The organism is Rhizobium aureum, from assembly GCF_030182495.1.
GTDB classification, from domain to species: domain Bacteria; phylum Pseudomonadota; class Alphaproteobacteria; order Rhizobiales; family Rhizobiaceae; genus Rhizobium; species Rhizobium tropici_C.
Map to the genome: position 1 here is coordinate 418,365 of NZ_JAQJCI010000003.1, position 25,442 is coordinate 443,806.

Here is a 25,442-nt window from a genome sequence, read left to right on the forward strand (position 1 = left end):
GGTCCCTGGGGCTTGCCCGTTGCCGGGCGATGGGCCTGCCTGATAGCCGTGCTTGCCGGCCTGCTTGCAGGCTGCAGTTTCGCGAGTGATTCCGACGAGGCTGGTCCGGCTGCCGTCCAGGCAAAGGTGATTTCCACCTTCAGGTCCGGCTCTGATCAATCACACTTCGGTTCGCTGGAGTTTCTCGGCGGCCTTGAGCTCAGTTCGGACAATCCGCTTCTCGGCGCCATCTCGGCCATTCGCTTTCGCGCCGACCAACGGCATTTCATCTCTGTGCTCGATACCGGCCACTGGCTCACTGGCGCTGTCGAACGTGACGAGGCGGGCCGGCTGAGGGGCATCGGTGATGTGCAGATCTTGCCGATGATCGACCGTGACGGCGGCACAGATACCGGTAAAGGGGATTTGGATGCCGAAGGGCTGGCGTTGCGCGGCGACCGTGTCCTTGTCAGCTACGAGCAATATCATCGTGTCGATATCTATCCCGATCCGGGCTTCGAGATTTCGCCGCCTGACGGCACCATCCTGCTGCCGATCCCGAGATGGCAGCTGCGCGCCAATCGAAGCCTCGAGGCGCTGATGATCGCTCCAAAGTCAGGCCCGCTTGCGGGGGGCGCCGTCGTCGTCGCCGAAGACAGTCTGGACGATCAGGGCAATATGCCGGCTGCCGTTCTGGATGGGCCATTCCAGGGCCGGTTTGCCGTTCGGCATCATGATGGCTTCAATGTCAGCGACGGTGTCTTCTTGCCTGATGGGGATCTTTTGCTGCTGGAGCGGCGCTTCGGCTTGATACATGGCCTTGGCTTGCGTATCCGCCGTATCGCCGGTGCGGATATCAAGCCGGGTACAGTCGTGGACGGCGATGTGATCTTCGAGGCGGGGAGCAGAGATCAGATCGACAATATGGAGGGCATAGACGTCTTCCGCGCCGCCGACGGCTCACTGCATCTCATCCTGGTCTCGGATGACAATCATTCGATCCTGCAGCGCAGCCTGATGCTGGAGTTTCGCCTGCACGAGGAAAATCTTCTCAGCCAGAACTGAAACATGTCGTCGCGCGCCGATGCCGGCGCGCTTCCGATCATCGCCGTTAGGCGGTGGGCGCCTGCGACATCGGCTTCAGCACGTTCATCAGCGCACCGTAGGGCAGCAGCATGACGAGGCCGACCGTGGTCTTGACCGAGAAATCGCCGATGGCCCAGGAGATCCAGCGAGGCGCCGACGAAGAGAACGCGCCGAGGATCGGAGCCCATTCGATCGCGAAGGGATCGTTCGGCCCGAAGAAGACGAAGAAGGGTGCGAAGGCGAAGGAGAAGAAGATCAGCGTATCGAGCATCGAGCCGATAAGCGAGCCGAACAGCGGCGCGCGCCACCAGGCCATGCGGCGAAGGCGATTGAAGACCGAGATATCGAGCAGCTGGCCGGCAAGATAGGCCGAACCGGAGGCGATCGCGATGCGCGGCTGCGCCGTATAGAAGGACAGCGCGACGCCGACGACGAAGCCAGCGAAGACGACCTTACGCGCGGCCTTGGGACCGAACTGGCGGTTGGTCAGATCGGTGATGAGGAAGGCTACCGGATAGGTGAAGGCACCCCAGGTGAGAATATCCGCAAGATTGATGCCGGCGAGTGTCGCCTGCAGCGGATACTGCACGAGGATGTTGGAGGCGACGACGACCAGCGTCATCAGCAGAACGTAGATAAGGGTATGACGTATCGTCAGCATTTTTTTATCCTGGGAGATGCCACCAGTTGAAACAAACCGAACATGGAAAAAGGCTTGTCCGGATATCATCCGTGCAAGCCTTTTAGTCGGTATGAAATCGTGAAGTACTAGAGCTGCTTACGCAGCAACAGCAGCTTCAGCAGACTTCTTGACGATCTGGCGACGCAGCAGGCGAGCGCGCATGCTGAGTTCGTTTTCGCTTGCCTTCAGGAGGAAAGCGTCCAGACCACCGCGATGTTCGACCGAGCGGAGCGCTGCAGCGGAAACGCGCAGGCGGTAGCGCTGGCCGAGAACGTCGGAAATCAGCGTGACCTGGCAGAGGTTCGGCAGGAACCGACGCTTGGTCTTGTTGTTGGCGTGGCTAACGTTGTTGCCCACGAGGACGGCCTTGCCGGTCAATTCGCACATGCGGGACATGGTACACCTACTTTTGTTTTTCTTGGCCATCGGGTAGACATCCCGGGCAAAGCCCGACGCGCAATCCAACAGGCCATAATTGGAAAGTTGCGGTTCTATAGTCAGAGAGGCCGGCCGCGTCAAGCCAAACCTTGTCTTTTCCCGCAATTCCGTCAAAAAGCTGCTGTTGTCTGACGCTCGCAGCAGGCGAGCAAAGCAACTATATAACTTGCCTGATCCTCGTTGAAGGCCTTGATCATGGTTCAAATTCGGAAGTGGCTTCTCATTTCAGCGATTATCGCGTCGATGCCGTCGATGGCATTGGCCGATGTGCTGCGGCATGAAACGCGTTATCGCGTTTCGCTGGCCGGCCTGCCGATCGCCAGGGCGGATTTCAAGACGGAAGTCACCGGCAAGCAGTTCACTATCCGCGGCGATATCACGTCCGCGGGTCTTGCCGATCTTGTCACCTCCATCGACGCCAGGACGGATGTGGCCGGCGTCGTCAACGACACCAAGCTGCAGGCGACGCACTACACGCTCTTCTACAAGAGCGGCAAGAGAGAGCGCACCTATGATGTCGCCTATACCAATGGCAATGTGACGTCGAACACGATCACGCCCGAGCCGAAACGGCCAGACACCTGGGTTCCCATCACGGAAGGCGACCTGAAATCCGTGCTCGATCCGATTTCCGGCATGATCTTCCCGATCACGCCCAGCCTCAACCTCTGCAACCAGACGCTGGCCGTCTTCGACGGCGAGATGCGCATGGATCTGAAGCTGTCGCCGAAGGGATCGCATCCGTTCTCGACCGAGGGCTTCAAGGGCAAGACCATTGCCTGCGGCGTGCGCTTCACGCCGAAGAGCGGCTACAAGAGCACCCGCAAGGACTATCTTTATCTTGCGAAGAGCGATGATATGGAGATCTGGTTCGCCAAGGCGGATACCATGAATGTCTACGCTCCTGTCTACGTCCGCATCCCGACGCAATACGGAACGGTGACGATTACGGCTGTAAAATACGGCAGCTAGACCGGCTGCTGTTTCACGGAAAAGCTTGACGATTCCCGTAGTTATTTCTACGCAACTCCACGAAAATTGCTGTGCATTTTTCGTGGAGTTGCTTTAGCGGGCTTGGGACGTCCGCAGCGGCAAGCTGAGGGCAGGGATGAAATTTCGCGCGACATTGATGGGCTTTTCGGCCATTGTGATGTGGTCGTTTCTGGCGCTTTTGACGGTGGCCTCGGGCACGATGCCACCTTTTCAGCTGCTCGCCATCTGCTTTGCCATCGGCAGCTTCCCCGGTATTGTCGTGCTCCTGCTGAGACCTGAGCGAGTGAAGCTCCTGCGTCAGCCGGCCAAGGTCTGGATCACAGGCATTGCCGGTCTGTTCGGCTATCATTTCCTTTATTTCACCGCGTTGCGCCATGCGCCGGCCGTGGAGGCGGGCTTGATTGCCTATCTGTGGCCGCTGTTGATTGTCGTCGGCTCGGCGCTGCTGCCCGGCGAGCGGCTGCGCTGGTATCATATTGTCGGCGCGCTGATGGGGCTTGCGGGCACGGTTCTGATCGTCGGTCGCAATGGTTTTCACTTCGAGAGCGCCTATGCGATCGGCTATGGCGCAGCCTTTCTCTGCGCCTTCACCTGGTCCGGTTATTCCTTAATAACGCGCCGCTTCGAGGCCGCTTCCACCGATGTCGTTACCATCTTCTGCTTGGCGACATCGATTCTCTCCTTTTTCTGCCATCTTGGTCTGGAGGAGACCATCTGGCCCGAGGGCGTACCGCAATGGATCGCCGTTCTCGGCCTTGGCCTTTTTCCGGTCGGCGCCGCCTTCTACGCCTGGGATTACGGCGTCAAGAATGGCGATATCCAGATCCTCGGCGCGGCAAGCTATGCCGCACCGCTGCTATCGACACTGATCCTGACGCTTTTCGGTTTTGCCGCGCCGAGCTGGGGCATTGCGCTTGCCTGCCTGCTGATTACCGGCGGCGCCGTGCTGGCCGCCCATCGCATGATCCTGCGCCGGGACGATGCCCTGCGGGCACAGGCGGAAGCGGCGGAATAGCTCCGCCGCGCGCTGTCATCTCCTTCCCCATTGTCGTCGGATTGCGGTCAGCTGAGTTCTTGAGCGAGTCCGATGAGAAGCCCTTCAGGCCCGCGGATATAGCAGAGCCGATATGCATCTTCATATTGGACCACTTCGCCTACAAGCTGCGCGCCGCGCGTGCGGAGCCTTTCAAGCGTCTCGTCGACGTCGTCGACGGCGAACATGACGCGGAGGTACCCGAGAGAGTTGACCGGGGCGTTGCGGTGATCTGCGACGACAGGGGGCGTGAGGAAGCGGGAGAGCTCGAGCCGGCTATGCCCGTCCGGTGTGTGCATCATGGCGATCTCGACACGCTGATCGCCCAGTCCAGTGATGCGCCCGGCCCATTCTCCTTCGATCATGGCCCGTCCTTCGAGCTCGAGACCAAGTTCGCGAAAGAAATCAATAGCCCCTTCGAGGTCTTCGACGACGATTCCGACGTTGTCCATCCGCTTGAGTGCCATGTTTCCAATCTCCAGTGCCTCTTGGGCCGTAAACTCGTCAAGCTGCTTGCTACGCATTCCGAATGGAAACCGCTTCGCACCTTCCTGGAAATGCCCCAGGCGAGCACGGGCCTATGAGGAGTCTACGGCCAGATCCGATTGTTATTTCTTGAAGACCTTTTCGAGGAAGGCTGCGAGCGACGGCCGCCAGACATCCATCTCATGCTGGAGATCCGGATATTCGTGGTATTCGTGCTTGATCTTTTTCTCGTCCAGCGTCGCCTTCAAGCCGGCGACATCCTTGCCGACGACCTGATCCTTGCTGCCGACCGTCACGGTGAAATTGCGCAGAGCCTTGTTGATCTTTTCCGGCTCGTTCAGCACGGTGTCTACGCTCTTGTTCGGAACGGTCGTCGTGCTGACGCCGCTGAAGGTAGCGACCCAGCCGAAGGTGTCGAGATGCGAAAGGCCTGACACGAGGGCTTGATATCCGCCCTGTGACAGGCCGGCAACGGCACGGCCATCGGTGTCGTTCCGCACCCGGTAATGCTTCTTCATGTATGGAATGAGATCTTCGGTCAGTTCGCGATCGGCCGCCTCGGCATTGGCCGGATAGAAATTCGCGCGACGATCGGCAGCGGGGAAGTTCTCGGCGATCGCATTCGGCACGTCGGTTTCCGTATCCGGGATCACGACGATCATCGGCTCGATCTTCTTTTCGGCAAGGAGGTTGTCGAGGATCTGCGGTGCGCGGCCCTGGAGGACCCAGGACCCCACGGTGTCGCCGAAGCCGTGATAGAGATAGAGCACCGGCAGCGGCTTGGAGGAATCGGTATAGCCGGGCGGCGTATAGACATACATCTGCCGTTCCGAATCCAGCGCCTTGGAATGCAAGGTCACCAACCGCAAGTCGCCATGCGGCACGTTGCGGGTATCAAGAATACTGCCGGGCACCAGGATCAGGCTGGTATTGACCTGCCGCTGCGGCTTCGGCGCATTGGTGCCGGTATCGATGCTGCGGAAACCATCGACGTTGAAATAATACTCATAGAGATCGGGCTTCAGGACCCCGGATTTGGCACTCCAGGTGCCATCGTCGCCGCGTTGCATGTCGATCGGATCGCGTGAGCCGAGGACGACGGAAACGGCCTTTGCCGAGGGCGCATAAAGGCGGAAGGTGATCGAACCATCCTTCTCGACCGAGGTGACAAAGTTTTTCAGGGGCTGGCTGGCCGGCGGCGAAGCCGGTGCATCAAGGGCAAGGGCAGGAACGCTCATGACACAGCCTGCCGCGACGAGCAAAGGAAACAACAAACGCACGAAAAAACCTCCTCCAGATGAATCAATTTTCACTCCCCCCGTGTAAAGCTGACACAGCGCAACGCTTTTTCAAGGCCGTTGCCCCGCGCCGTCTGGCCGCATGCCGCGTGATGTCAATCAAAGGCAAGGGAGGTTCAGCCTGAGGTGGGTTTCCAGTCCGGCGCGGCCATCTCGAAGCTCGAAAATTCGAAGCCGGGGGCGACCGTGCAGCCGACAAGCGTGAATTGTCCGAGGCTTTCGGCCGATTGCCACCAATTGGCCGGAATGATCGCCTGCGGGCGCTCGCCTTTCGCCAGGTCCATGCCGAGAACCAGCCTTTCACTGGCCTTGCCGTCGGCCGAACGATGCAGGGCGAGCGGTGCGCCGGCATAGTAGTGCCAGACCTCGGCGGCATCGCGTACCCGATGCCAATGCGAGCGATCGCCGGCCTCAAGCAGATAGTAGATCGCCGTCGAGTGGCCGCGCGCACCGCCGTTCTCGTCCCGGAACGTCTGCACGTACCAGCCGCCTTCCGGATGCCGCTGCATGGAAAGCGTTTCGATAATCTCTTTTGCCTGCATCAGAAATTATCCTTGCGCTTGCGGATCTCGGCAAAGACCTCGTCATTGCTGCGGCTTTCCATCAAAAGATGGCGGCGGATCGCCGGATCGGCGGGGCGCAGGAACGGGTTCGTTTCCTTCTCCAATGCCAGGGTCGTCGGAATGGTGAACTTGCCTTCCGCCCTCAAGGCCTCGATATCGGCGGCGCGCGCCTTCAGCCGCTCATTGGCGGGATCGATGGTCAGCGCGAAGCGGGCGTTGGAGAGGGTATATTCATGGCCGAAATAGACGGCCGTTTCGTCCGGCAGAACCGCAAGCTTCTGCAGCGAGGCCCACATATCCGTTGCCGGCCGTTCGAACAGTCGGCCGCAACCCAGCGCAAACAGCGTGTCGGCGGCAAAGAGCAGCTTGTCGTCGGCAAAGTTATAGCAGACATGGCCGGCGGTGTGGCCAGGCGTTTCGATGACATTGACCGTATGACCGGCGAACTCGAACGTATCGCCGTCGGCGACGGCACGATCGAGGCCGGGAATGGCAACGGCCTCGTTGATCGGGCCGATGATCTCGCAACCGAACTGTTCCTTCAGCGCCAGATTGCCCTCGACATGATCGGTGTGATGATGGGTCGTCAGGATATGGCTGATCGTCCAGCCGCGGCGATCGGCGGCCTTCAGGATCGCATTTGCCTCCGGAGCATCGATCGACGCCGTTAACCCGGTTTCGGGATCATGGACCAAGACGCCGTAATTGTCGGAACGGCAGATAAATATCTCTAACTCCAATGGTTTCATGATCGAAATCGTCCTCGTCTTTTCCGTTGGTACAGAATGTAAGCCGATCGGCCTTGAAGTCCAACGTTCGGCTGATAACATTTGTTTCGATGCATACCGATATCGTCGATCTCCGCCAGTTTTATCATTCCGAGCTCGGTCGCTTGGCGGAGCAGTCGATTGCCATGGCGCTTTCCTCCATCTGGGCGCGCATGCCGGAGGAGCGGCTAGTCGGCCTCGGCTATGCCGTTCCCTATCTCGATCGCTTCCGCGCCGATACCGAGCGCACCTTCGCCTTCATGCCGGCGGGGCAGGGTGCGGTGAACTGGCCGATGGGATCGGCATCGTCGACGGCGTTGGTCTTTGACGAAGAACTGCCGTTGCCGGATAGTTCGATCGATCGGGTGCTGATGGTGCATTCGCTGGAATTCGCCGAAAGTCCGCGCGAGACCCTGAAGGAGCTTTGGCGGGTTCTGGCGCCGGGCGGTCGGCTGGTCATTGTGGTGCCGAACCGTACCGGCGTTTGGGCGCGCATGGAGCATACGCCGTTCGGCTCCGGCCGGCCCTATTCGCGCGGCCAGCTGACGTCGCTGCTGCGCGAGACCAATTTCACGCCGGGTGCGACGGCGGAGGCCTTGTTCTTCCCGCCCTCCAAACTGCGCACGGTGCTGCGGCTGCGCCGCGCCTTCGAGCGGGTCGGCCGCACCCTTTGGCCCGCTTTCTCCGGCGTCATCATCGTCGAGGCGCAGAAACGGCTCTATCAGGGGCTGCCGGTTGCCGTCCGTGCCTCGCGCCGCGTCTTCGTGCCGGTTCTGGCACCGCGCGGCATACCGACGACGCGCGACATCCCCTGATAGGTTTCAGCTAAGCGCCGACACTCGACAAAACCGCGTTTCCGCATTAATGCGACGGGGTGTCATAACCCGGACTTTTCCGGTCTTTCCCAAGGTCGATCCCATGAGCATGGAAATGAGCAAGCCTGTCCCGCGTCCCGGCATTCTCGATATCGCTGCCTATGTGCCGGGCAAGGAGCATGCACCGGGCGTTGCGCGCGTGTTCAAGCTCTCCTCTAACGAGACGCCGCTTGGGGCCAGCCCCAAAGCCATCGAAGCCTTCCGCGGCGCTGCCGGGCATCTCGAACGCTATCCGGACGGACAGGCCAAGGAACTGCGCCAGGCGATCGCCGACGTGCATGGGCTGAATGTGGCCAATATCCTCTGCGGCGCCGGCTCGGACGAGCTGCTCGGCCTGCTCTGCCACACCTATCTCGACACCGGTGATGAAGGCATCATCACCGAGCACGGCTTCCTGGTCTACAAGATCCAGATCATGGCCGCCGGCGCGACGCCTGTCACGGTCAAGGAAAAGGATTGCACCGTCGACGTCGACGCGATCCTCGCCGCCGTCACGGAGAAGACCAAGATGGTCTTCATCGCCAACCCCGCCAATCCGACCGGAACCTATGTCCCGGTCAGCGAGATCCGCCGCCTGCACGCAAGCCTGCCGAAGCATGTCATTCTCGTGCTTGATGCCGCCTATGCCGAATATGTCCGCCGCAACGATTATGAGGCAGGCCTTGAGCTCGTTTCGGCCAATCAGAACGTTGTCATGACCCGTACCTTCTCAAAGGTCTATGGTCTTGCGGCGCTTCGCATCGGCTGGATGTACGGACCCGTCGATATCGTCGACGCAATCAACCGCGTGCGCGCTCCGTTCAACTTGAACACGGCTGCCATCGCTGCGGGTGCCGCTGCCATTCGCGACCAGGCTTTCACGGAGAAGGCCGTCGCGCACAATACGCTTTGGCTCGAGAAGGTGACTGCTGCGCTTGAGGCGATAGGGCTCAGGGTCACGCCATCAGTCGCGAATTTCGTTCTCGTCCATTTTCCGGATAGCGAGGGCAAGCGCGCTGGCGAGGCCGACGATTTCCTCACCAGCCGAGGTTATATCGTGCGAGCCGTCCGGGCCTATGGGTTCCCGAATTCGCTGCGCATGAGCATCGGAACGGAAGAGGCCAATCTCGGCCTCATCGACACGCTGACGGAATTTATGGGACGCAAGGCATGAGCACGATCCAGTTCGACCGCATCGCGCTGATCGGCATCGGCCTGATCGGTTCTTCCATCGCCCATGACATCAAACGGCTGGGCCTTGCCAAGGATGTGGTGATCTCGACGCGCAGCGCCGAAACGCTGAAGCGTGCCGAGGAGCTGCAGCTCGGCGACCGCTATACGCTGTCCTCGGCCGAAGCGGCCAAGGATGCCGATCTTGTCATCGTTTCCGTGCCTGTCGGCGCTTCGGAGAGTGTCGCCAAGGAAATAGCTGCGCATCTGAAACCGGGCGCCATCGTCACCGATGTCGGCTCGACCAAGGCGTCGGTCATCGCGCAGATGCAGCCGCATATGCCCTCCAACGTGCATTTCATTCCGGGCCATCCGCTCGCAGGTACGGAAAAGTCAGGTCCGGATGCGGGTTTCCCCGGGCTGTTCAAGGGACGCTGGTGCATCTTCACGCCCGTTCCGGGCACCGACGAGGCCGCGATCAAGACGCTGCGTACCTTCTGGGAAACTCTCGGCTCCCGTGTCGACGAGATGGATCCGGAACATCACGACAAGGTGCTGGCGATCGTATCGCATCTGCCGCACCTGATCGCCTACAATATCGTCGGGACCGCCGATGATCTGGAGACGGTGACCGAGTCGGAAGTCATCAAATATTCGGCGTCCGGCTTCCGCGACTTCACGCGCCTTGCCGCGTCCGACCCGACCATGTGGCGCGACGTCTGCCTGCACAACCGCGATGCCATCCTGGAAATGCTGTCACGCTTCTCCGAGGATCTGGCATCGCTGCAGCGTGCGATCCGCTGGGGTGACGGCGACAAGATTTTTGAGCTCTTCACCCGCACCCGCGCCATTCGCCGCTCGATCGTCGAAGCCGGACAGGATGTCGACGTGCCTGACTTCGGCCGTCATGCCCTGGATGCGAAGGAATAGCTCTTCTTCTGCCTTCTCCCCTCGGGGAGAAGGTGTTGGGTTTCTCGCAGGATTTTCGCATCGCTGCAGGGCGCGATCCACCAGGCGGAAAGCTTCACACTTCAGATCGGCGGGATCTTGCCGAGCGGGATGAAGCCGCTGAGCGAGAGGCGGCCGCGATCGGCGGTGAGATCGACGGAGACCTTATCGGCGCCGTTGGCAAGGGCCTTCAGCATCTTCGTGGCCGTCTTGATGATGTTCTTGGCGGCGGGAAGCGTGGCGGTCAGGCTATCGCCCCAGGGGCCGATCTGATTGATCTCCAGCTTGAACTGGCCGGACAGAAAGCCTTCATCGTCGAAATTGAAGGGTCCGGAAAGCGTCATGATACGGCCGTCACCGATATCGATGACCGCCTGATGCAGCACGCCCGCGCTACCGCGGAGCCCCTCGCGGTCGCTGCCGTCAAGCAGACCGGCTTTGCCTGATAGCGTCACATTGGCGCTGGTCGATGCGGTCGGCAAGGTCTGCGGAAAGTCCTTGATGACGGCATTGGCGTTCTCGACGCCGATCGCGAAATCCAGGTCGCTGCCGTTCTGGCTGGCATGCATCTCGGTATGGGCGGCGGTGACATTCACGCTTTGGCCGGTGAAGGAGGAGACGATGCCCGCCTTCAGCCCATTGATAACGGTCTGAGTCTGCGCCACGCCGCGGCCTTTGGCGACGAGATTCGATTGCAGATCGGCCCATTCCGCCGATACGGTCAGGCCCGCGGTCGTGCGCAATTCGGCCGGAGATTTCAGGCTCCAGCTGACATGGTTGGGCTGGAAGACCGGCGCGGATGCGCTGAGCGTGTCGAAACTGGCCGAAACGCCACGCGTCTGATTATCGACCGTCACCGTGTCGCAGGTCAGACCGATGGAGAAGGGGAAGCCGTTGAAGGCCATGTTTTCGCATTTGCCGGCAACGCCGGCGCTGTTCTGCTGGCCGAGCGCCTTCAGGACATTGGTCCTGACGAAATTGGTCGCGTAATACCACCCGCCGGTGTAGAGGCCGGCCAGGACCACCACCAGCCCCAGCAGGATGAACCACAGACGCTTGCCTCGACCGGTCGTTACGCTCTGGCTTGACGCCGCCATGTTGTTCTCCAATGGTTGGACTGAAGCTTCACAGTGATTTGGCGTTGGATATGGACGAATTTTGGGTGTTTGGCTACGGATCCCTCATGTGGAATCCGGGCTTTGCTTATGACGAACGGGCCGAGGCCCTTATTTTCGGTTATCGTCGCTCACTCTGCGTCCGTTCCTGGGTCCATCGCGGCACAGAGGCGAGCCCCGGCCTGGTCCTCGGCCTCGATCGTGGCGGTTCCTGCCGCGGCATGGCCTTCCGTGTCCCGGCCTCCGATTGGGAGGAGGTGCTGACCTATCTGCGCGAGCGTGAGCTGGTCACCAATGTCTACCTTGAAAAGACGCTGCCGATCCGGCTCGCCGATGGCCGGCGCGCCGCAGCCGTCACCTATGTCGTCGATCGCGCCCACAGGCAATATGCCGGCGCATTGGATGCGGTCGAGGCGGCCCACGTGGTGGAAGCCGCCAGCGGGCGCTCCGGGCCGAACGACGCCTATGTCTTCAATACGCTGACGCATCTGCGCGACATGGGTATCCGCGATCACTGGCTTGAACAAGTCGTCGGTGAAGTGGAGCGGATGCGAAAAGCTTCCTAGCCATTCTTTCCCATGCGGGCCATCGCAGAAGCTCAAACCGCTGCGGTCACCTGCTTCGTCTTGCCGATCTCCGCCAGGCGCTGGGCCGCGGTTGGCGGGATGGGCAGATGCGGGTTTTCGGTGATCGTTTCGACCAGCAGTTCGTCGCTCGCCTTTTCGGTTTCTTCGATCAAACGCGCGAAGAAGGCATCCGGATCCAATCCGGGCTCGATCGGCGGCAGGATGCGTACCTTGAAGTGGCCCGGATATTTGCGGAAGGTCCGTCGCGGCCAGAACAGGCCGGGATGCATGGCAACGGCGACGACGGGTATTCCAAGGTCGCGATACATGCGGGCGATGCCGTATTTATAGATGGGCTCGGCGCCCGGCGGGCGGCGCGTTCCCTCCGGGTAGATGATGAGCTGGCGGCCGGTGGCGAGTTCTTCGCGCGTGCGCTTCAACACGTCGAACATCACCTTGCCGCGCGCGCTGCGGTCCACCGGGATCATGCGCTGCTTCTTCGCGTACCAGCCGAAGAGCGGAATCCACATCAGCTCGCGCTTGAGGATATAGACCGGATCGTCGAGGTAAGGGAGCAGCGCAAACGTGTCCCAGAAAGACTGGTGTTTGGGCGCGAAGATGAAGCTGCCTTTGGGGATATTTTCCAAGCCCTCGATCTCGAAAGTGGTGCCGACGATCTTCTCCATCAGCCAGGTGCTGGATTTCGCCCATGCCTTGGGAATCGCGTAAGCCGCCTTGCGCGGCATCAGGAAATAGATCGGCGTCAATACGATCATGCGAATGATCAGATTGGCATATAAGACGGTATTGAACAGGACCGAACGCAAGATAATCATCGAGGCTTTCCCAGCGCACCGGCTTGGCACCGGCATTCGAAGGTCTGCCTACACGATTACGGCGTCAATAAAAAGTCGGTGCGTGGTTTCGCTTCGACCTTAGTCATCGTCACCGATCGGCTGCCGCGAGCGCAAGCCGGCTGGCCGCCCGAGACCGGTCAGATTGCGGGCGCCCGCGAGCAGCACCTTGGCATATTCGGAGATCATCGTGCGCAATGCATTCGGATCCGTGAACCAGTTCTTGGTCTTGAGATCGGAGTTGACGACCGGATAGGCGATGAAATCGGTCGATGGATCGACATATTTCAGTTCCGCAAGGCTGCGGGGCATGTGGTAATTGTTCGTCACCACGAGAACGCTCTTGTAGCCCCTGGCATGGATCCATTTTGCTGCTTCGCGCGCATTGCCGATGGTATCGAGGGCATCATAGCCGATGTCGACGCAGCAGTTGAACAGATTGACGGAGCTCTGCGTCAGCTTGCGGATCTGCGACGGCGTCGTGGTCGGATGTGCGCCTGAGATCAGCAGGCGGTTGCCTGCACCGGTGCGCAGCAACTCGACCGCCTGATCGATCCGCTGGTAGCCGCCGGTTAGCACGACGATGGCATCGGCCTTGGGGTCGAGCGGCGGCTTCAGGGTGGTGATCGAATCGGCGAAATGCAGGAAGCCGCCGAAAACGATGGCGACGAGGAAAATGAAGGCGAACCCGCCCCAGCGTAGGAGACGGCGAAACAAGCTGCGCCGCACGGGTCTATCGCTGCGGGATTGCTCCTGCAACGGCTGCGAACTCACGGTCTTGCGAGTCGTCAGATCCATGCTCATGATTCGGTACTATACGCCAATTGCGGCAAGGAACGGGCTGGCGGACGGTAAAAAAACATCGCAAAGCGTCAATTCTGGACACTATCCGTCCTGCCGGGATCGGAACGGATCAGGTCGATCTCGTAGATCGTGCGCATGACGGTGAAACGGGCGGTCAGCGTCGTCAGCAAGGCGATGATGATCATAGTGGCGAGGATGCCGATATAGCCAAGCGCGCCGACGGAGAACGTCCCGAACAATGCCGTTGCCTGATCGGTCTGCGGCGTGGCGATCGTACGGCTCTGCAGGAGGCCGGCGGTGGCAAAGAACAGGGCGGCGAGCGCGCTGCCGGCCGCGGAGCCTTTCAGGCTGATCTTCAGGAAGTGCTTCTGGAATTCATTGGCGACGAAGGTGCTTTCGGCGCCGACGAAATGCAGCACTTCGACGATGTGGCGATTGCCTGACAGGGCGCCGCGCGTGGCGAAGACCACCGTCAGCACCATGGCGGTGAAGACCAGCAGCAGTACGCCGGTGCCGATGAGGACCGTGGTATGTGCCATGGAGACGAGCCGGTCGACCCAGGTGCGATGGTCGTCCAGTGACGCCTGCGGGATCTGCGCCTTGAGCAGGCTGCGCATCGCCTCGAAGTCAGGCGGGTGGGTCTCGTCGATGGTGATGATGACGAGGCGCGGGACCGGCAGTTCCTTGATGTCGAGACCGGCGCCGAGCCACGGCTCGAGCAGGCGCGCCGTCGCCGCCTCGTCGACGATCTGGCCGGACTTGGTGCCGACAAAGCTCAGCGCGATGTCACGCGCGCTTGCCAGCGTCTTTTCCATGTCGAGATTGTCGTCCGGCTTGATCTGGATGGTAATCTCGCGGGAAATCTGGCTCTCCCAGCTTGCCGCCGTCGAGCGCACCATGCTGACGGCGCCGAGCGTCAGGCAGGCGAGAAAGGCCATGATGGCGATGACGACGATCAGCGCATTGCCCTGAATATTGGAGGACGGCACGATCGGCCCGGTCGGGCGCACGCGCATCTCCGGGCGCTTGCGTTCCGCAGGCGGTGTACCTGGCGCCTGCCGTGCCTGCGGAGCGCCGGTGCTCTGCGCTTTTCTGCGGGGGGCGGGCTCAGTCATAGATATCGAGATGCCCCCCCGATAGAATCATGCGCCTGGCCTCGATCTGGTCCATCAAAGCGAGATCGTGCGTGGCAATGACGACGGCGGTGCCGAGGCGGTTGAGTTCCAGAAACAGGTTGAGCAGGCGGCGCGCCATCGGCGGGTCGACATTGCCCGTGGGTTCGTCGGCGAGCAGGATTTCCGGGCGATCGATGAGGGCGCGCGCGATCGCCGCGCGCTGCTTTTCGCCGCCCGACAGCACCGGCGGCAGCACATTGATGCGTTCGCCCAGGCCCACCCATTTCAGCAGCTCCAATACATCGGTGCGATAGGAGCTTTCATCCTTGCCTCGCACGCGCAGCGGCAAGGCGACATTTTCATAGGTGGTAAGATGTTCCAGCAGCCGGAAATCCTGAAAGACGATGCCAACGCGGCGACGCAGCAGCGGCAATTCATTGCGCGGAATCGAGGAAATCTCCCGGTCGAACATGCGGATCAAGCCACGCGTCGGCTGCAGCGACATGAAGAGCAGCCGCAGCAGGGTCGTCTTGCCGGCGCCGGAAGGGCCGGTCAGGAATTGGAACGATCTCCTCGGTATGTCGAAGCTCAGGTCACGGAGGATTTCCGGACCCATGCCGTAGCGCAAACCGACGTTCTCAAAATGAATCAACGGGCAGTCCAGTCTTCCGCAGGGTTCAATCAGGCGACTTGTTAACCAACGGCGTTAACAGCCGGTAAACTTTTCTGGAAAGGCGCCCTAATCATGGCGATCTTTGCGAAGCATTAACCAATAAAATTTACGACTGGGCAGGATTCGTTTCAATGCCCAGTTTGGCAATGGGCGTCGAAACCATGTGGATCACCGCAAAGGGAGGTCATCATGGGCGCTTTTCGCCACCGTCAGCAGCAGGCGGGAATAATTTACGACCTCATTCCGCCCGAACGTGGATCGGGATCCGGCCAGACCCATCGCTTCATGCCGAAACCCGATATCGTCGATGCCGAATTCGTGACCGTCTCCGGCGCGCGAGGCAGAACCGCATCGGGCGTCAACATGCGCTATGGCGGTCATCCGCAATCACGGCCGCAGCCAGCGACACGCAAGAATGCTCTCTCGCGCATCCTGTCCGGCCTGCGCGGTGCGGAGGAGATTCTGCAGCAGGCATCACGGCGCAGTTTCGTGGCGCTCATCGTCTCCCTTGCCATATTGATCTTCGGCCTTTCAGGCGGTTTTTCCGGTCTGTCCGGCGCGCCGGCCAAGGGCGGCGCGGGCGAACCGCTTCAATTCTCGCATGTGACATTGACGCCGCGCGACGAGAACGGACTGCAGGTGCTGAAATTGAACGGCATCATCGAAAATGCCAGCGGCGCGACGCTTCCGGTTCCCCAGGTGCGTGCGGATCTCTTCGCCGGCGATCAGCTGGTCAGGAGCATCGTCGTGGATACGCCGATCGATCGTCTCGGCCCGCATGAAAGCCGCGGATTTTCGACGCGATTGCAGCATCCCGGTGGAAAAACGCCCGATGTTCGGCTTTCCTTCATGCCTTAGGGGGTGTGTCGGACCTCCTGATTGTGCTACGGCCTACTGCATAGTTTTAAAGTGCTGCAGCGACCTTTGCGCATGATATATGACGCGCGGCGCTGTAGTGCTTGATCGGCGGCCAAGGGCCGCGCAGCCATGGAGCATGCCAAGCAATGCCTGTCGTACGCGGGAAGAATATCGAGCCGCTTTTCACTGCCGAGCAGATTGCCGAGCGCAATCACGCCATGGCGAAGGAAATCGCCAGCGGGCCGACGAAGGACCTCCTCGTCATTGCCATCCTCAAGGGCTCGTTCATTTTCGCGGCGGACCTGTTGCGCGCACTGCACGACACGGGACTGGCACCGGAAGTGGAGTTCATCACCCTTTCGAGTTACGGCGCCGGCACGGTTTCCCAGGGCGTGCGCATCGTCAAGGACATCGACAGCGACGTTAAGGATCGTGATGTCCTGCTGATCGACGATATTCTGGAATCCGGCCGCACCCTGCGTTTTGCCAAGGAGCTGCTCTACGAGCGCGGCGCCCGCAATGTCACGCTGGCTGTTCTGCTCGACAAGAGCGTCAAGCGGCAGGAAGAGCTGGAGGCCGATTATGTCGGCTTCGAGTGCCCCGATTATTTCGTCGTGGGCTATGGCATGGATGTGGCCTACGCTTTCCGCGAATTGCCCTTCGTCGGTGTCGTCACGGGCGACGCCGAGGCCTGATCTTAAGTTAATACAGGCGGCGTGTCCGCCTGTCCCATTCTGCTCCAGCGATGACGACTCATTAACCACGGAGCCCAATCGCCTGTTGGTCGTTTACCTATCGCAAACGGAATTCTGGTGATTTCGGTCGCGGAACATGACGGACCACGGAGCATAGACCATGGCAAAAATTCTGATCACGGAAGACGAAGACTCGCTTCGCACCTTCGTCGCTCGCGCATTGCGCTTGGACGGTCACGAGACCGAAGAGGCGGCGGATGGCGCGGAAGGTTTGGAGAAACTGAAGCAGGGCGGCTACGACCTCTTGCTGTCGGATATCCGCATGCCCGTGATGGACGGCATCGAGCTCGCGCATCAGGCACATTCGACCTGCCCAGGCATGAAGATCCTGCTGATGACCGGCTATGCGGAGCAGCGCGAGCGTGCCGACGACCTCATGGAAAAGATCGTCGACGTCGTCGCCAAGCCCTTCGCGCTGCCCGATATCCGCAAGGCGGTTGCACGCGCGCTGGCTGCCTGAAATTGATCCTTGGTCAGCACAGGTGTCCCCGTGCTGGCTCCATTCCCGTCATGGGTGGTAGTCTGAAGCGGCCTACTGACCCAGATTCAGCAAGCGCTCCAGATAGCGGCGTTCCTCGCTCAAGGACGGATTATTGCTCAGCCGCTCGCGAATGGCATCGAGAATTTCGCGGGCGCGCTGGGCATCGATGATCTTCGGCACCATGTTGTCGTTAGGGTTGTCAGAGAAACCACCGTCGTTGCGTGACCGGCCGAGCGGGTCGCGGCTGTTTTGGCCTCCCTGGCCCATCTGTCCCGGCATTTGGCCCTGACCTTGGCCCGGTCCCTGTTGCTGCATCTGCGCCATGAGCTGGTTCATCATTTCGCGCGTGCCCTTGCGCAGAGCATCCAGCGCGCGCCCCTGGCCCTGCACGGCGCCTTCGCCATTGCCCTCTGAGAGCTGGCCTGACGCGCCATTCATCTCTTGTTGCGCCTTGCCGTAATTCTGGTTCGGCTTCATGCCGAGCGAGCCCAGGTCTTTCTGCAGCTCGCCGAGCTGCTTGCCGAGATCGTCCTGTTGCTTGCGCAATTCTTTCAAAGCATCGCGCAGCTGGTCGGCCGTCATGTTGTCGGTCGGGTCATTGCCCTTCTGTCCCTGCTGATTCTGGCCTTGCTGCTGGTCCTGGTTACGCTGGCCCATGTCCGGGCGCATCCGATCGTTGAGGCCGGGCAGCGGCTGGTCCATAAAGCCGTCACCATCCTCGTTCGGATCGCCGCGCTGCATGCGGTCGCGCATGGCCTGATCGAACTTGAAGGTCTGATCCATCAGCTTTTGCTGATCGCGCATGATGCGGCCGAGCTTGTCCATCTGCTCTCGCATCTTGTCATTGGCTTCGCCTTGCTGTTGCTGTTGCCCGCGCTGCGGCCGTCCGGCCTGGAGACTGTTCATCAGCTGCTGCAGCTCCGAGAGCATCTGCTGGGCGGCCTGGCGATTGCCGGAGCGAGCCAGATTCTCGATCTGATCCATCATGCGCTGAAGGTCCTGCTGGCGCAGGATATTGGCGGCCCGCTGGTTGGGCTGGGCCGGCATGTTGCGCATGCGCTCGGCCAGCTCCTTCATATAGGCGTCCATTGCCTTGCGAAGCTCGTCGGTGAGCTTCTTGATCTCGGCGTCAGGGGCGTTGCGCTGCAGGGCATCGGAAAGCTTCTGCTGGGCATCCCGCAAGGCCTTTTCCGCGTCGGTCAGCTGCGCGTCTTCCATGCCGAGCGCGATCTGCCAGAGATAGTCGGCCGTATCCTTCAATGACGTTTCGCCGCTTGCGAGTTTCATGCGCGTCAAAGCGGATTTGATCGCGAGATAATTGCCGAGATCCGGAATCGTCTCTTCAGGCCGGATGGTCAGCGATTTGTTGAGCTCGATCGCCTCCGGCATCTTGCGGGTATCGAGCGCGAAGACCTGGCGCTCTTCCGCCACGGCCGCGGCAAGCGGCTGGCTGAAATTGCGGGATGGCAGCACCATCTCATAGGGGGCACTGCGGCCCGTCTGGCCAGCGCCGTCCTTGGCGACGAGCGTGATACGGACGCGCTTGCCGGCCAGCGGATCCTGCGTCAGATCGTGGCTCGCCAGGCCCTTGCCGTTGCGGCGGTCGCGACGCGGCATTTCGAGCCTGAATTCCGGCAGGCCGTAAAGAGGGGTTGCCGCGGGATCGGATTCGACCGGCACGATCTCCGCATGGGCTTCCTCGACGCCGTAATCGTCCTTCACCCTGAAGCCGAGCTCCAATGCGCCGTTGGTCATTGCGTGCGGAATGCCGTCAAAGGTGATTTCCGGTGGCTTGTCGACCACGACGTTGAAGGACCAGGACTTGCCGTTCACGGTCAGTTCGCCGTCCTTTTCAAGCTTGAGAACGTGGGTGCGGGCAATCAATGCATCCGTGGCGGGCGCATTGCCATTGCCGCCTGCTGCAGGCTGCGCTGCCGGTTTGGCGCCCGCCGGGACTTGCTTGCCGGCATCGGCGGATTGTTCGGGAATTTCGGCACCCTTGTCGCTGCCGGCTGCCTGGAACAGCACCTTTTCATCCGCCGACGCGCCCGTGACACGCACCGTGAGTTCGGAGAATTGCGGCACGTTGAGGCCATTGCCGGCATTGGCGACGTTGCCGGTCAGGTAAACAGGCGCTTCGCCGGTATAATAGGGCGGAGTGACCCATGCATCGACGCGAAGATCCGGATTGCTCGACGAGGAAGGAGACGTCGTGAAGGCATCGCTGAGCGAGCCGCCGCTATTGGACATGGAAAAGCTGAAAGCCGTCACCAGCAGCAATGCCGGGATGGCGCGCAGTGCGAAGCGGTCGTAGCGGGCGATATCCGGCCGCGGCAGGCCGGCATCCAGGGCGGCGATGCGCTCGGCCATGCGGGTCTGGTGCTCGCGCCAGAGCGCGCGGGCAAAGGGCGTATCGAGCGCCGGCTCATCCTCCTGCACCGTGACCGGCTGGTGGGCGAGGCCGTTTCTCTCTTCCAGCAGGCGGTCGGCTTCGGGGGTATTCGGCCAGCGCAAACGCCGCAGCGGATTGAGCGAGATGACGAAACCGACAGCGAAGACGGCAAGCATCAGGAAGCGAAGACTATCCGGCGCAATGCGGAAAATGCCGAACCAGGCTGCAGACAGGAACAGGGCCAGAATGGATGCCGGCAGCAGCAGCCGTGGCAGCAGCTGCTCCGAGACCAGCACGATCCGAGCAAAGAGACGCTTGACCGCAACCATGCGCGCCAGCGCCGGACGGGTGGCGAAAGCGCCCTTCTTAGGGTTGCTGGGGCTGGTCATCGGTCCGGTCTTCTCCCGATCTGACATTGATGGCCAGAGCATGATGCCGAAAAGTGTAGGCGGTTTTCGGACGACATCATGCTCTTCTTCTTTGATTCTAAAGCGCATTCAGATTGTAGATCGATCCGATCTACAATCATCCGGCTCTAGTAGCCCGTTGGGGTGGCGCGGCGTCCCACACGCTCGCGCACGCGGTGCCCGGCGAGACACCATCAATCAAAGATAACATTCTTTGTGGCGAAGACGAGGGCAATGGGCGTGAAAGGCTGTTTTTTCATCGGACTTCGCCGAAACGTGATCGGGCAAGGCAGCTTTCGCAGTCCTGCCCGAAAGACATGGATAGAAGCCGATTATCCTTCGAGCCAGGCCGGGATGGAATCCAGGCCGATCAGATCCTCGTAGGTTGCGCGCGGACGGATGACGTGGAACTCATTGCCCTTGACCAGCACTTCGGGAACCAGAAGCCGGCTGTTGTAGGTGCCGGCCTGCACGGCGCCATAGGCACCGGCTGAGCCGACGGCCAGCAGATCGCCGGGCTTCGGCAGCGCCATCTCGCGGTCGAGTGCCAGATAGTCGCCCGTCTCGCAGACCGGGCCGACGACATCGGCCTTGGTGCGCTTGATATCGGCAGCACTCGTCACAACCGGGCGGATCTCGTGATAGGCTTCATAGAGCGTCGGGCGAATGAGGTCGTTCATGGCGCCATCGACGATGACGAAGCTCTTGTCGCCGCCGTCCTTCACATAGATGACTTCGGTCACCAGAATGCCGGCATTGCCGACGATCAGGCGGCCTGGCTCGGTGACGATCCGGCAGTTGAGGCCACGCAGCTGGTTCTTGACGATCTCGGCATAGGCGTCGGGCAAAGGCGGCGGATTGTTGTCGTCGCGATAGGGAATGCCGAGACCGCCGCCGATATCGACATGATGGATATCGTGACCGTCGCCGCGCAGGGTCTCCACAAGATCGCGCAGCAGCTTGAAGGCGTCGTCGAACGGCTGCAGCTCGGTAATCTGGCTGCCGATGTGCATGTCGATGCCAGTGACCTTGATACCAGGCAGGCTGGCGGCACGTTCATAAACGGCGCGGGCACGCTGCCAGGAAATGCCGAACTTATTTTCCTTCTTGCCGGTCGAGATCTTTGCATGTGTGCGGGCGTCAACGTCCGGATTGATGCGGAAGGAAACGGGAGCGACCTTGCCGGCGCGGACGGCGCGCTGGTTCAGCACTTCCAGTTCCGGCTCGGATTCGACGTTGAAGCAGTAGATGCCGGCTGCCAGCGCCACGTCCATTTCCTCAGCCGTCTTGCCGACGCCGGAGAACATGATGCGGCTTGCCGGAATGCCTGCGGCCAGTGCGCGGCGCAGCTCACCGACGGAGACGACATCGACGCCGGCGCCGAGGCGGCCAAGCGTCTTCAGTACCGCCTGGTTGGAATTGGCCTTCATGGCGTAGCAGACCATGGCATCGACATCGCCGAAGGCTTCCGCGAAGACGCGGTAGTGGCGCTCCAGCGTTGCCGTCGAATAGACATAGAAGGGGGTGCCGACCGCCTTGGCGATCTCTGGAACCGGAACATCCTCGGCGTGGAGGATGCCGTCGCGATACTCAAAATGGTTCACGGTCGTCGCCTATTCAGAGAAGCGGGTCGAGGAAGAACTTCTTGTCCTCCGTACCCGGCTCCTTCGTCGGCTTCGAGACGTCGCCGCCTTTGGTCGCATGAGCACTCGGCGGATCAAGAGGGCCTTTGCGGCCACATCCGACGACGGCAAGGCCGACGACCGAAAGCACCACGGTCAGGCGGATGATGTGCGGCATGTTGATCTGCATCGAAATCCTCTTGGGCGGCAAACGCGGAAGCAGTCCTTCATAGCGAAGTTTCCGAGCCTTGTGCACCCTGATTGTTGATTGTGACTTTCGGCGATTTTCTCAGTTGCGGGCGCGCCAGAAGGCGATCTGCTTTCGCACTTCCGAGGGTGCCGTGCCGCCGAAACTCTTGCGGCTGGCAACCGAGGCCTCGACCGTCAGAACGTCGAAAATCTTGTCCGTGATATCGGGGTGGATTGCCTGCAGCTCTTCGAGCGACAGCTCCGCCAGTTCGCAGGACTTGCTTTCGGCGAGCGCCACGGCGCGGCCCGTAACATGGTGGGCATCGCGGAAGGGCAGGCCTGCTTCGCGCACCAGCCAATCGGCGAGATCGGTTGCGGTGGAATAGCCGGACCCAGCGGCAGCTTTCATGCGGGCGGTGTTGATCGTCATGTCGCGCATCATGCCGGTCATGGCGGCAATCGCCAGCTCCAGGCTTTCGGCAGCGTCGAAGACCTGTTCCTTGTCTTCCTGCATATCCTTGGAATAGGCAAGCGGCAGGCCCTTCATGATCGTCAGCAGCGCCACCAGCGAGCCGTTGATGCGGCCGGTCTTGGCGCGCACGAGTTCGGCGGCATCCGGGTTCTTCTTCTGCGGCATGATGGAGGAGCCGGTCGAGAAGGCGTCGGAGAGGCGCACGAAGCCGAATTGCGGCGTCGACCAGATGACGATCTCTTCGGCAAGCCGCGACAGGTGCATGCCGGCGATGGCGGCGATCGACAGGAATTCGAGGGCGAAATCGCGGTCGGAGACGGTATCGATCGAGTTGCGGGTCGGCTCGCGGAAGCCGAGCGCCTTGGCCGTCATGTGGCGGTCGATCGGGAATCCCGTGCCGGCAAGGGCGGCGGCGCCGATCGGCGATTCGTCCATATGCTCGATGGCGTGGCGCACGCGCGAGCGGTCGCGGCCGAACATCTCGACATAGGCCATGCAGTGATGACCGAAGGTGACGGGCTGTGCCGTCTGCAGATGGGTAAAGCCAGGCATGACGCTGTCGGCATGTTCCTCGGCGCGATCGAGGAAGGCGGCGATCAGATCGGTCAGCGCCTGCTCGCACTTCTGCAGCTCTTCCTTCACCCACAGACGGAAATCGAGCGCCACCTGATCGTTGCGCGAGCGGGCGGTGTGCAGGCGGCCGGCGGCCGGGCCGATCAGGGCCGCAAGCCGCGCTTCGACGTTCATGTGGATGTCTTCGAGGCGGCGGGAGAACTCGAAATTGCCGCTTTCGATCTCTGACAGGATCGTGTTCAACCCGTGAACGATCTTGTCTTTATCCTCGGTTGAAATGATGCCTTGATTGGCGAGCATGCTCGCATGCGCGATTGAACCGCGGATATCCTGGGCAAACAGCTTCTTGTCGAAATCGATCGAGGCATTTATCTCCTCCATGATTGCCGCGGGGCCGGAAGCGAAACGCCCGCCCCACATCTGGTTGGAGGATTTGGTGTCCGTGCCGTCAGTCATGAGATGCCCACCTGGAGAATGTAATGACAGCAAAGAAGCCGTTCGGTCTGCCGTCCATGAAACTCGTTCTGCTCGCCGCCGTCGCTGGGGTCATTGCCGGTGCGGCAGCGGTATACGTGAAGGAGGCGGGGTATGGCAATGGTATTGGTGAAACGGCCTCGGCCGATCAATGCGGATCGGCAAGGGATCGTGCCGCTGCCCTGACGCCCTTCACCAAGGGCCAGGTCGCCGCCATGAGCGTGCCGCCGGCGCCGATCTCGCTGAAGGACGTCTCCTTCAAGGGTGCAGAGGGGCAGCCGCTGTCGATCGGCAGTTTCGCCGGCAAGACCCTGTTGCTGAACGTGTGGGCGACCTGGTGCGTGCCGTGCCGCGAAGAAATGCCGGCACTGAACGCGCTCGAGAAGAGCGCCGGCAACGACAAGTTCGAGGTGGTCGCCATCAATATCGATACGGGCGACGATGAAAAGACCAAAGCCTTCCGCACGGAATATGCGATTGATAAGCTCGGCTATTATCGCGACAATACCATGGGCGTGTTCAACGTATTGAAGAAGCAGGGCCTTGCCTTTGGTTTGCCGGTGACGCTGCTCATCGACGACAAGGGCTGCCTGCTATCGGCCATGAACGGGCCAGCGGCCTGGGACAGCGAGGATGCGAAGAACCTGGTGAAGGCTGCGGCGGGTATTTGATTTTCTCCTCTCCCCTCGGGGAGAAGGTGCCCGGCAGGGCGGATGAGGGGAGTGCGTCATAGCAAGCGCGTTGCTGGGTAAACAGTACCGTTTGCCGGTAACGCCCCCTCACCCCGTGCTGTCGCGCGACCCTCTCCCCGATGGGGCGAGGGTATCTTACCGCGTCGGAACCGGCGTTTCACCGCGATAGTCGTAGAAACCGCGGCCGGATTTGCGGCCGAGCCAGCCGGCTTCGACATATTTCACCAGCAGTGGGCAAGGACGGTATTTGGAATCGGCGAGCCCGTCATGCAGCACCTGCATGATCGACAGGCAGGTATCGAGGCCGATGAAATCGGCAAGCTGCAGCGGGCCCATCGGGTGATTGGCGCCGAGCCGCATGGCGGTGTCGATGGCATCGACGGTGCCTACGCCTTCATAGAGCGTATAGATCGCCTCGTTGATCATTGGCAGCAGGATGCGGTTGACGATAAAGGCGGGAAAGTCCTCGGCGACGGTGATCGTCTTTTCCAGCGAGGTGACGTAATCCTTGGCGGTGGAGAAGGTCGATTCGTCGGTGGCGATGCCGCGTACCAGCTCAACCAGCTTCATCACCGGAACCGGGTTCATGAAGTGAATGCCCATGAAGCGCTCGGGACGGTCGGTGGCGGAAGCAAGGCGGGTGATCGACAGCGATGAGGTATTGGTGGCCAGCAGCGCCTCCGGCTTCAGCACCGGACACACCTGCGCATAGATCTTGCGCTTGACGCTTTCGTCTTCGGTTGCCGCTTCGATGGCGAGATCGACCTGGGCAAGATCGTTGAGATCGGCGGAGCCAGTGATCCGGGAGAGGGCTGCCTTGCGCTCTTCGTCGGTCGCCTTGCCGGAGGCGACCTGGCGGGCGAGATTGCCGTTGATGGTAGCAAGCCCGCTTTCGATGCGATCCTGCGCCAGATCGTAGATATGGACCTTGTAGCCGGCCATGGCGGATACGTGGGCGATGCCGCAGCCCATCTGGCCCGCGCCGATAATACCGATCGTCTTCAGCGAACTCATTGCCAACTCCCCGGCGGCGCGCTCTTGGCGGTGCGCTATGCTCTTAAATCCAAATTTGCCGGGCCATTTCTAGCCCGGCAAAGATTGAT

The 25,442-nt window shown here is 61.0% G+C and carries 27 protein-coding genes; 11 read left to right on the plus strand and 16 right to left on the minus strand.

Going from position 1 to position 25,442, the window contains the following annotated elements:
- Window positions 1-12: 12 nt before the first annotated feature.
- Entirely contained in the window at window positions 13-1,044 is a 1,032-nt protein-coding gene (locus PH552_RS10765) for an esterase-like activity of phytase family protein (protein ID WP_210278808.1), read from the plus strand.
- A 46-nt stretch (window positions 1,045-1,090) separates the two neighbouring features.
- On the opposite strand, the gene PH552_RS10770 is transcribed toward PH552_RS10765, so the two are convergent.
- Window positions 1,091-1,726, minus strand: coding sequence for a queuosine precursor transporter (locus PH552_RS10770; RefSeq protein ID WP_112341309.1), 636 nt, complete (start codon window positions 1,724-1,726; stop codon window positions 1,091-1,093).
- 117 nt (window positions 1,727-1,843) lie between these two features.
- The gene (rpmB, locus tag PH552_RS10775; protein ID WP_069612914.1) at window positions 1,844-2,143 is read right to left on the minus strand and encodes a 50S ribosomal protein L28; all 300 of its coding nucleotides are present in this window, start codon (window positions 2,141-2,143) and stop codon (window positions 1,844-1,846) included.
- A 237-nt stretch (window positions 2,144-2,380) separates the two neighbouring features.
- Between rpmB and PH552_RS10780 the strand changes: the two genes are divergently transcribed.
- Window positions 2,381-3,157 carry a DUF3108 domain-containing protein gene (locus PH552_RS10780; protein WP_112341308.1) on the plus strand — a complete coding sequence of 259 codons (777 nt, stop codon included), beginning with the start codon at window positions 2,381-2,383 and terminating at the stop codon, window positions 3,155-3,157.
- Window positions 3,158-3,293: 136 nt separating this feature from the next.
- A complete protein-coding gene (gene yddG, locus PH552_RS10785) occupies window positions 3,294-4,193 on the plus strand; it encodes an aromatic amino acid exporter YddG (RefSeq protein WP_112341307.1) in 900 nt (299 codons plus the stop codon).
- A gap of 47 nt (window positions 4,194-4,240) precedes the next feature.
- Here yddG and PH552_RS10790 read toward each other — a convergent pair whose 3' ends face one another.
- The 4 genes from PH552_RS10790 to gloB form a co-directional block, all read right to left on the minus strand.
- Window positions 4,241-4,678: a VOC family protein gene (locus PH552_RS10790; RefSeq protein WP_113249174.1), complete on the minus strand. Its 438-nt coding sequence runs from the start codon at window positions 4,676-4,678 to the stop codon at window positions 4,241-4,243.
- Between the two features lie 141 nt (window positions 4,679-4,819).
- A complete protein-coding gene (locus PH552_RS10795) occupies window positions 4,820-5,977 on the minus strand; it encodes an esterase (protein ID WP_113249121.1) in 1,158 nt (385 codons plus the stop codon).
- Window positions 5,978-6,111: 134 nt separating this feature from the next.
- Window positions 6,112-6,537 carry a cupin domain-containing protein gene (locus tag PH552_RS10800; RefSeq protein ID WP_112341305.1) on the minus strand — a complete coding sequence of 142 codons (426 nt, stop codon included), beginning with the start codon at window positions 6,535-6,537 and terminating at the stop codon, window positions 6,112-6,114.
- On the minus strand, window positions 6,537-7,307 hold the full coding sequence (gene gloB, locus PH552_RS10805) for a hydroxyacylglutathione hydrolase (protein ID WP_112341304.1): 771 nt from the start codon (window positions 7,305-7,307) through the stop codon (window positions 6,537-6,539). The genes PH552_RS10800 and gloB overlap by 1 nt, the downstream gene beginning before the upstream one ends.
- 53 nt (window positions 7,308-7,360) lie before the next feature.
- Here gloB and PH552_RS10810 point away from each other — a divergent pair, with 53 nt between their 5' ends.
- The 3 genes from PH552_RS10810 to PH552_RS10820 all read left to right on the plus strand — a co-directional run bounded on the left by PH552_RS10810 (window position 7,361) and on the right by PH552_RS10820 (window position 10,279).
- Window positions 7,361-8,140 carry a class I SAM-dependent methyltransferase gene (locus tag PH552_RS10810; protein WP_112341711.1) on the plus strand — a complete coding sequence of 260 codons (780 nt, stop codon included), beginning with the start codon at window positions 7,361-7,363 and terminating at the stop codon, window positions 8,138-8,140.
- Between the two features lie 103 nt (window positions 8,141-8,243).
- Window positions 8,244-9,353 (plus strand): histidinol-phosphate transaminase, encoded by a 1,110-nt coding sequence (hisC, locus tag PH552_RS10815; RefSeq protein ID WP_112341303.1) that lies wholly within the window; start codon window positions 8,244-8,246, stop codon window positions 9,351-9,353.
- Window positions 9,350-10,279, plus strand: a complete 930-nt coding sequence (locus PH552_RS10820; protein ID WP_113249120.1) for a prephenate/arogenate dehydrogenase family protein — start codon at window positions 9,350-9,352, stop codon at window positions 10,277-10,279. Before hisC ends, PH552_RS10820 begins: the two co-directional genes overlap by 4 nt.
- 101 nt (window positions 10,280-10,380) lie before the next feature.
- Here PH552_RS10820 and PH552_RS10825 read toward each other — a convergent pair whose 3' ends face one another.
- Window positions 10,381-11,394: a DUF2125 domain-containing protein gene (locus PH552_RS10825; protein WP_112341301.1), complete on the minus strand. Its 1,014-nt coding sequence runs from the start codon at window positions 11,392-11,394 to the stop codon at window positions 10,381-10,383.
- A gap of 11 nt (window positions 11,395-11,405) precedes the next feature.
- Between PH552_RS10825 and PH552_RS10830 the strand changes: the two genes are divergently transcribed.
- Window positions 11,406-11,978 (plus strand): gamma-glutamylcyclotransferase, encoded by a 573-nt coding sequence (locus PH552_RS10830; RefSeq protein ID WP_112341300.1) that lies wholly within the window; start codon window positions 11,406-11,408, stop codon window positions 11,976-11,978.
- A gap of 32 nt (window positions 11,979-12,010) precedes the next feature.
- Here the strand turns inward: PH552_RS10830 and PH552_RS10835 are convergent, their stop codons facing one another.
- The 4 genes from PH552_RS10835 to ftsE all read right to left on the minus strand — a co-directional run bounded on the left by PH552_RS10835 (window position 12,011) and on the right by ftsE (window position 15,403).
- Window positions 12,011-12,814 carry a lysophospholipid acyltransferase family protein gene (locus tag PH552_RS10835; protein ID WP_183761440.1) on the minus strand — a complete coding sequence of 268 codons (804 nt, stop codon included), beginning with the start codon at window positions 12,812-12,814 and terminating at the stop codon, window positions 12,011-12,013.
- A 99-nt stretch (window positions 12,815-12,913) separates the two neighbouring features.
- Window positions 12,914-13,630 (minus strand): YdcF family protein, encoded by a 717-nt coding sequence (locus PH552_RS10840; RefSeq protein ID WP_432421993.1) that lies wholly within the window; start codon window positions 13,628-13,630, stop codon window positions 12,914-12,916.
- A 74-nt stretch (window positions 13,631-13,704) separates the two neighbouring features.
- Window positions 13,705-14,652: a cell division protein FtsX gene (locus PH552_RS10845; protein WP_113249118.1), complete on the minus strand. Its 948-nt coding sequence runs from the start codon at window positions 14,650-14,652 to the stop codon at window positions 13,705-13,707.
- Window positions 14,653-14,743: 91 nt separating this feature from the next.
- Complete coding sequence (gene ftsE, locus PH552_RS10850; RefSeq protein ID WP_162736933.1) at window positions 14,744-15,403, minus strand: cell division ATP-binding protein FtsE; 660 nt, start codon at window positions 15,401-15,403, stop codon at window positions 14,744-14,746.
- Window positions 15,404-15,613: 210 nt separating this feature from the next.
- Between ftsE and PH552_RS10855 the strand changes: the two genes are divergently transcribed.
- The 3 genes from PH552_RS10855 (at window position 15,614) to PH552_RS10865 (ending at window position 17,497) form a co-directional block, all read left to right on the plus strand.
- Complete coding sequence (locus PH552_RS10855; RefSeq protein WP_169645119.1) at window positions 15,614-16,282, plus strand: hypothetical protein; 669 nt, start codon at window positions 15,614-15,616, stop codon at window positions 16,280-16,282.
- A gap of 146 nt (window positions 16,283-16,428) precedes the next feature.
- Entirely contained in the window at window positions 16,429-16,977 is a 549-nt protein-coding gene (gene hpt / locus PH552_RS10860) for a hypoxanthine phosphoribosyltransferase (RefSeq protein ID WP_112341294.1), read from the plus strand.
- 160 nt (window positions 16,978-17,137) lie between these two features.
- Window positions 17,138-17,497 (plus strand): response regulator, encoded by a 360-nt coding sequence (locus tag PH552_RS10865; protein ID WP_069612925.1) that lies wholly within the window; start codon window positions 17,138-17,140, stop codon window positions 17,495-17,497.
- Window positions 17,498-17,569: 72 nt separating this feature from the next.
- On the opposite strand, the gene PH552_RS10870 is transcribed toward PH552_RS10865, so the two are convergent.
- The 4 genes from PH552_RS10870 to argH all read right to left on the minus strand — a co-directional run bounded on the left by PH552_RS10870 (window position 17,570) and on the right by argH (window position 23,629).
- Window positions 17,570-20,299, minus strand: coding sequence for a TIGR02302 family protein (locus tag PH552_RS10870; RefSeq protein ID WP_183761438.1), 2,730 nt, complete (start codon window positions 20,297-20,299; stop codon window positions 17,570-17,572).
- A 350-nt stretch (window positions 20,300-20,649) separates the two neighbouring features.
- Window positions 20,650-21,921 (minus strand): diaminopimelate decarboxylase, encoded by a 1,272-nt coding sequence (gene lysA / locus PH552_RS10875; protein ID WP_285165925.1) that lies wholly within the window; start codon window positions 21,919-21,921, stop codon window positions 20,650-20,652.
- Between the two features lie 13 nt (window positions 21,922-21,934).
- Window positions 21,935-22,129 carry an LPS translocon maturation chaperone LptM gene (lptM, locus tag PH552_RS10880; protein WP_015341316.1) on the minus strand — a complete coding sequence of 65 codons (195 nt, stop codon included), beginning with the start codon at window positions 22,127-22,129 and terminating at the stop codon, window positions 21,935-21,937.
- A 99-nt stretch (window positions 22,130-22,228) separates the two neighbouring features.
- Window positions 22,229-23,629, minus strand: coding sequence for an argininosuccinate lyase (gene argH, locus PH552_RS10885; RefSeq protein WP_113249114.1), 1,401 nt, complete (start codon window positions 23,627-23,629; stop codon window positions 22,229-22,231).
- 23 nt (window positions 23,630-23,652) lie between these two features.
- Here argH and tlpA point away from each other — a divergent pair, with 23 nt between their 5' ends.
- A complete protein-coding gene (tlpA, locus tag PH552_RS10890) occupies window positions 23,653-24,318 on the plus strand; it encodes a thiol:disulfide interchange protein TlpA (protein WP_169645117.1) in 666 nt (221 codons plus the stop codon).
- A gap of 156 nt (window positions 24,319-24,474) precedes the next feature.
- Here the strand turns inward: tlpA and PH552_RS10895 are convergent, their stop codons facing one another.
- On the minus strand, window positions 24,475-25,353 hold the full coding sequence (locus PH552_RS10895; RefSeq protein WP_112341289.1) for a 3-hydroxybutyryl-CoA dehydrogenase: 879 nt from the start codon (window positions 25,351-25,353) through the stop codon (window positions 24,475-24,477).
- Window positions 25,354-25,442: the final 89 nt, after the last annotated feature.

Excerpts from the sequence above, each read along its gene's own strand:
- PH552_RS10770 (WP_112341309.1), bottom strand. The coding sequence starts at position 1,726 with ATGCTGACGATACGTCATACCCTTATCTACGTTCTGCTGATGACGCTG.
- rpmB (WP_069612914.1), bottom strand. The coding sequence starts at position 2,143 with ATGTCCCGCATGTGCGAATTGACCGGCAAGGCCGTCCTCGTGGGCAAC.
- PH552_RS10780 (WP_112341308.1), top strand. The coding sequence starts at position 2,381 with ATGGTTCAAATTCGGAAGTGGCTTCTCATTTCAGCGATTATCGCGTCG.
- yddG (WP_112341307.1), top strand. The coding sequence starts at position 3,294 with ATGAAATTTCGCGCGACATTGATGGGCTTTTCGGCCATTGTGATGTGG.
- PH552_RS10790 (WP_113249174.1), bottom strand. The coding sequence starts at position 4,678 with ATGGCACTCAAGCGGATGGACAACGTCGGAATCGTCGTCGAAGACCTC.
- PH552_RS10800 (WP_112341305.1), bottom strand. The coding sequence starts at position 6,537 with ATGCAGGCAAAAGAGATTATCGAAACGCTTTCCATGCAGCGGCATCCG.
- gloB (WP_112341304.1), bottom strand. The coding sequence starts at position 7,307 with ATGAAACCATTGGAGTTAGAGATATTTATCTGCCGTTCCGACAATTAC.
- hisC (WP_112341303.1), top strand. The coding sequence starts at position 8,244 with ATGAGCATGGAAATGAGCAAGCCTGTCCCGCGTCCCGGCATTCTCGAT.
- PH552_RS10820 (WP_113249120.1), top strand. The coding sequence starts at position 9,350 with ATGAGCACGATCCAGTTCGACCGCATCGCGCTGATCGGCATCGGCCTG.
- PH552_RS10825 (WP_112341301.1), bottom strand. The coding sequence starts at position 11,394 with ATGGCGGCGTCAAGCCAGAGCGTAACGACCGGTCGAGGCAAGCGTCTG.
- PH552_RS10830 (WP_112341300.1), top strand. The coding sequence starts at position 11,406 with ATGGTTGGACTGAAGCTTCACAGTGATTTGGCGTTGGATATGGACGAA.
- PH552_RS10835 (WP_183761440.1), bottom strand. The coding sequence starts at position 12,814 with ATGATTATCTTGCGTTCGGTCCTGTTCAATACCGTCTTATATGCCAAT.
- PH552_RS10840 (WP_432421993.1), bottom strand. The coding sequence starts at position 13,630 with ATGGATCTGACGACTCGCAAGACCGTGAGTTCGCAGCCGTTGCAGGAG.
- PH552_RS10845 (WP_113249118.1), bottom strand. The coding sequence starts at position 14,652 with ATGCGCGTGCGCCCGACCGGGCCGATCGTGCCGTCCTCCAATATTCAG.
- PH552_RS10855 (WP_169645119.1), top strand. The coding sequence starts at position 15,614 with ATGGGCGCTTTTCGCCACCGTCAGCAGCAGGCGGGAATAATTTACGAC.
- hpt (WP_112341294.1), top strand. The coding sequence starts at position 16,429 with ATGCCTGTCGTACGCGGGAAGAATATCGAGCCGCTTTTCACTGCCGAG.
- PH552_RS10865 (WP_069612925.1), top strand. The coding sequence starts at position 17,138 with ATGGCAAAAATTCTGATCACGGAAGACGAAGACTCGCTTCGCACCTTC.
- PH552_RS10870 (WP_183761438.1), bottom strand. The coding sequence starts at position 20,299 with ATGACCAGCCCCAGCAACCCTAAGAAGGGCGCTTTCGCCACCCGTCCG.
- lptM (WP_015341316.1), bottom strand. The coding sequence starts at position 22,129 with ATGCAGATCAACATGCCGCACATCATCCGCCTGACCGTGGTGCTTTCG.
- argH (WP_113249114.1), bottom strand. The coding sequence starts at position 23,629 with ATGACTGACGGCACGGACACCAAATCCTCCAACCAGATGTGGGGCGGG.
- tlpA (WP_169645117.1), top strand. The coding sequence starts at position 23,653 with ATGACAGCAAAGAAGCCGTTCGGTCTGCCGTCCATGAAACTCGTTCTG.
- PH552_RS10895 (WP_112341289.1), bottom strand. The coding sequence starts at position 25,353 with ATGAGTTCGCTGAAGACGATCGGTATTATCGGCGCGGGCCAGATGGGC.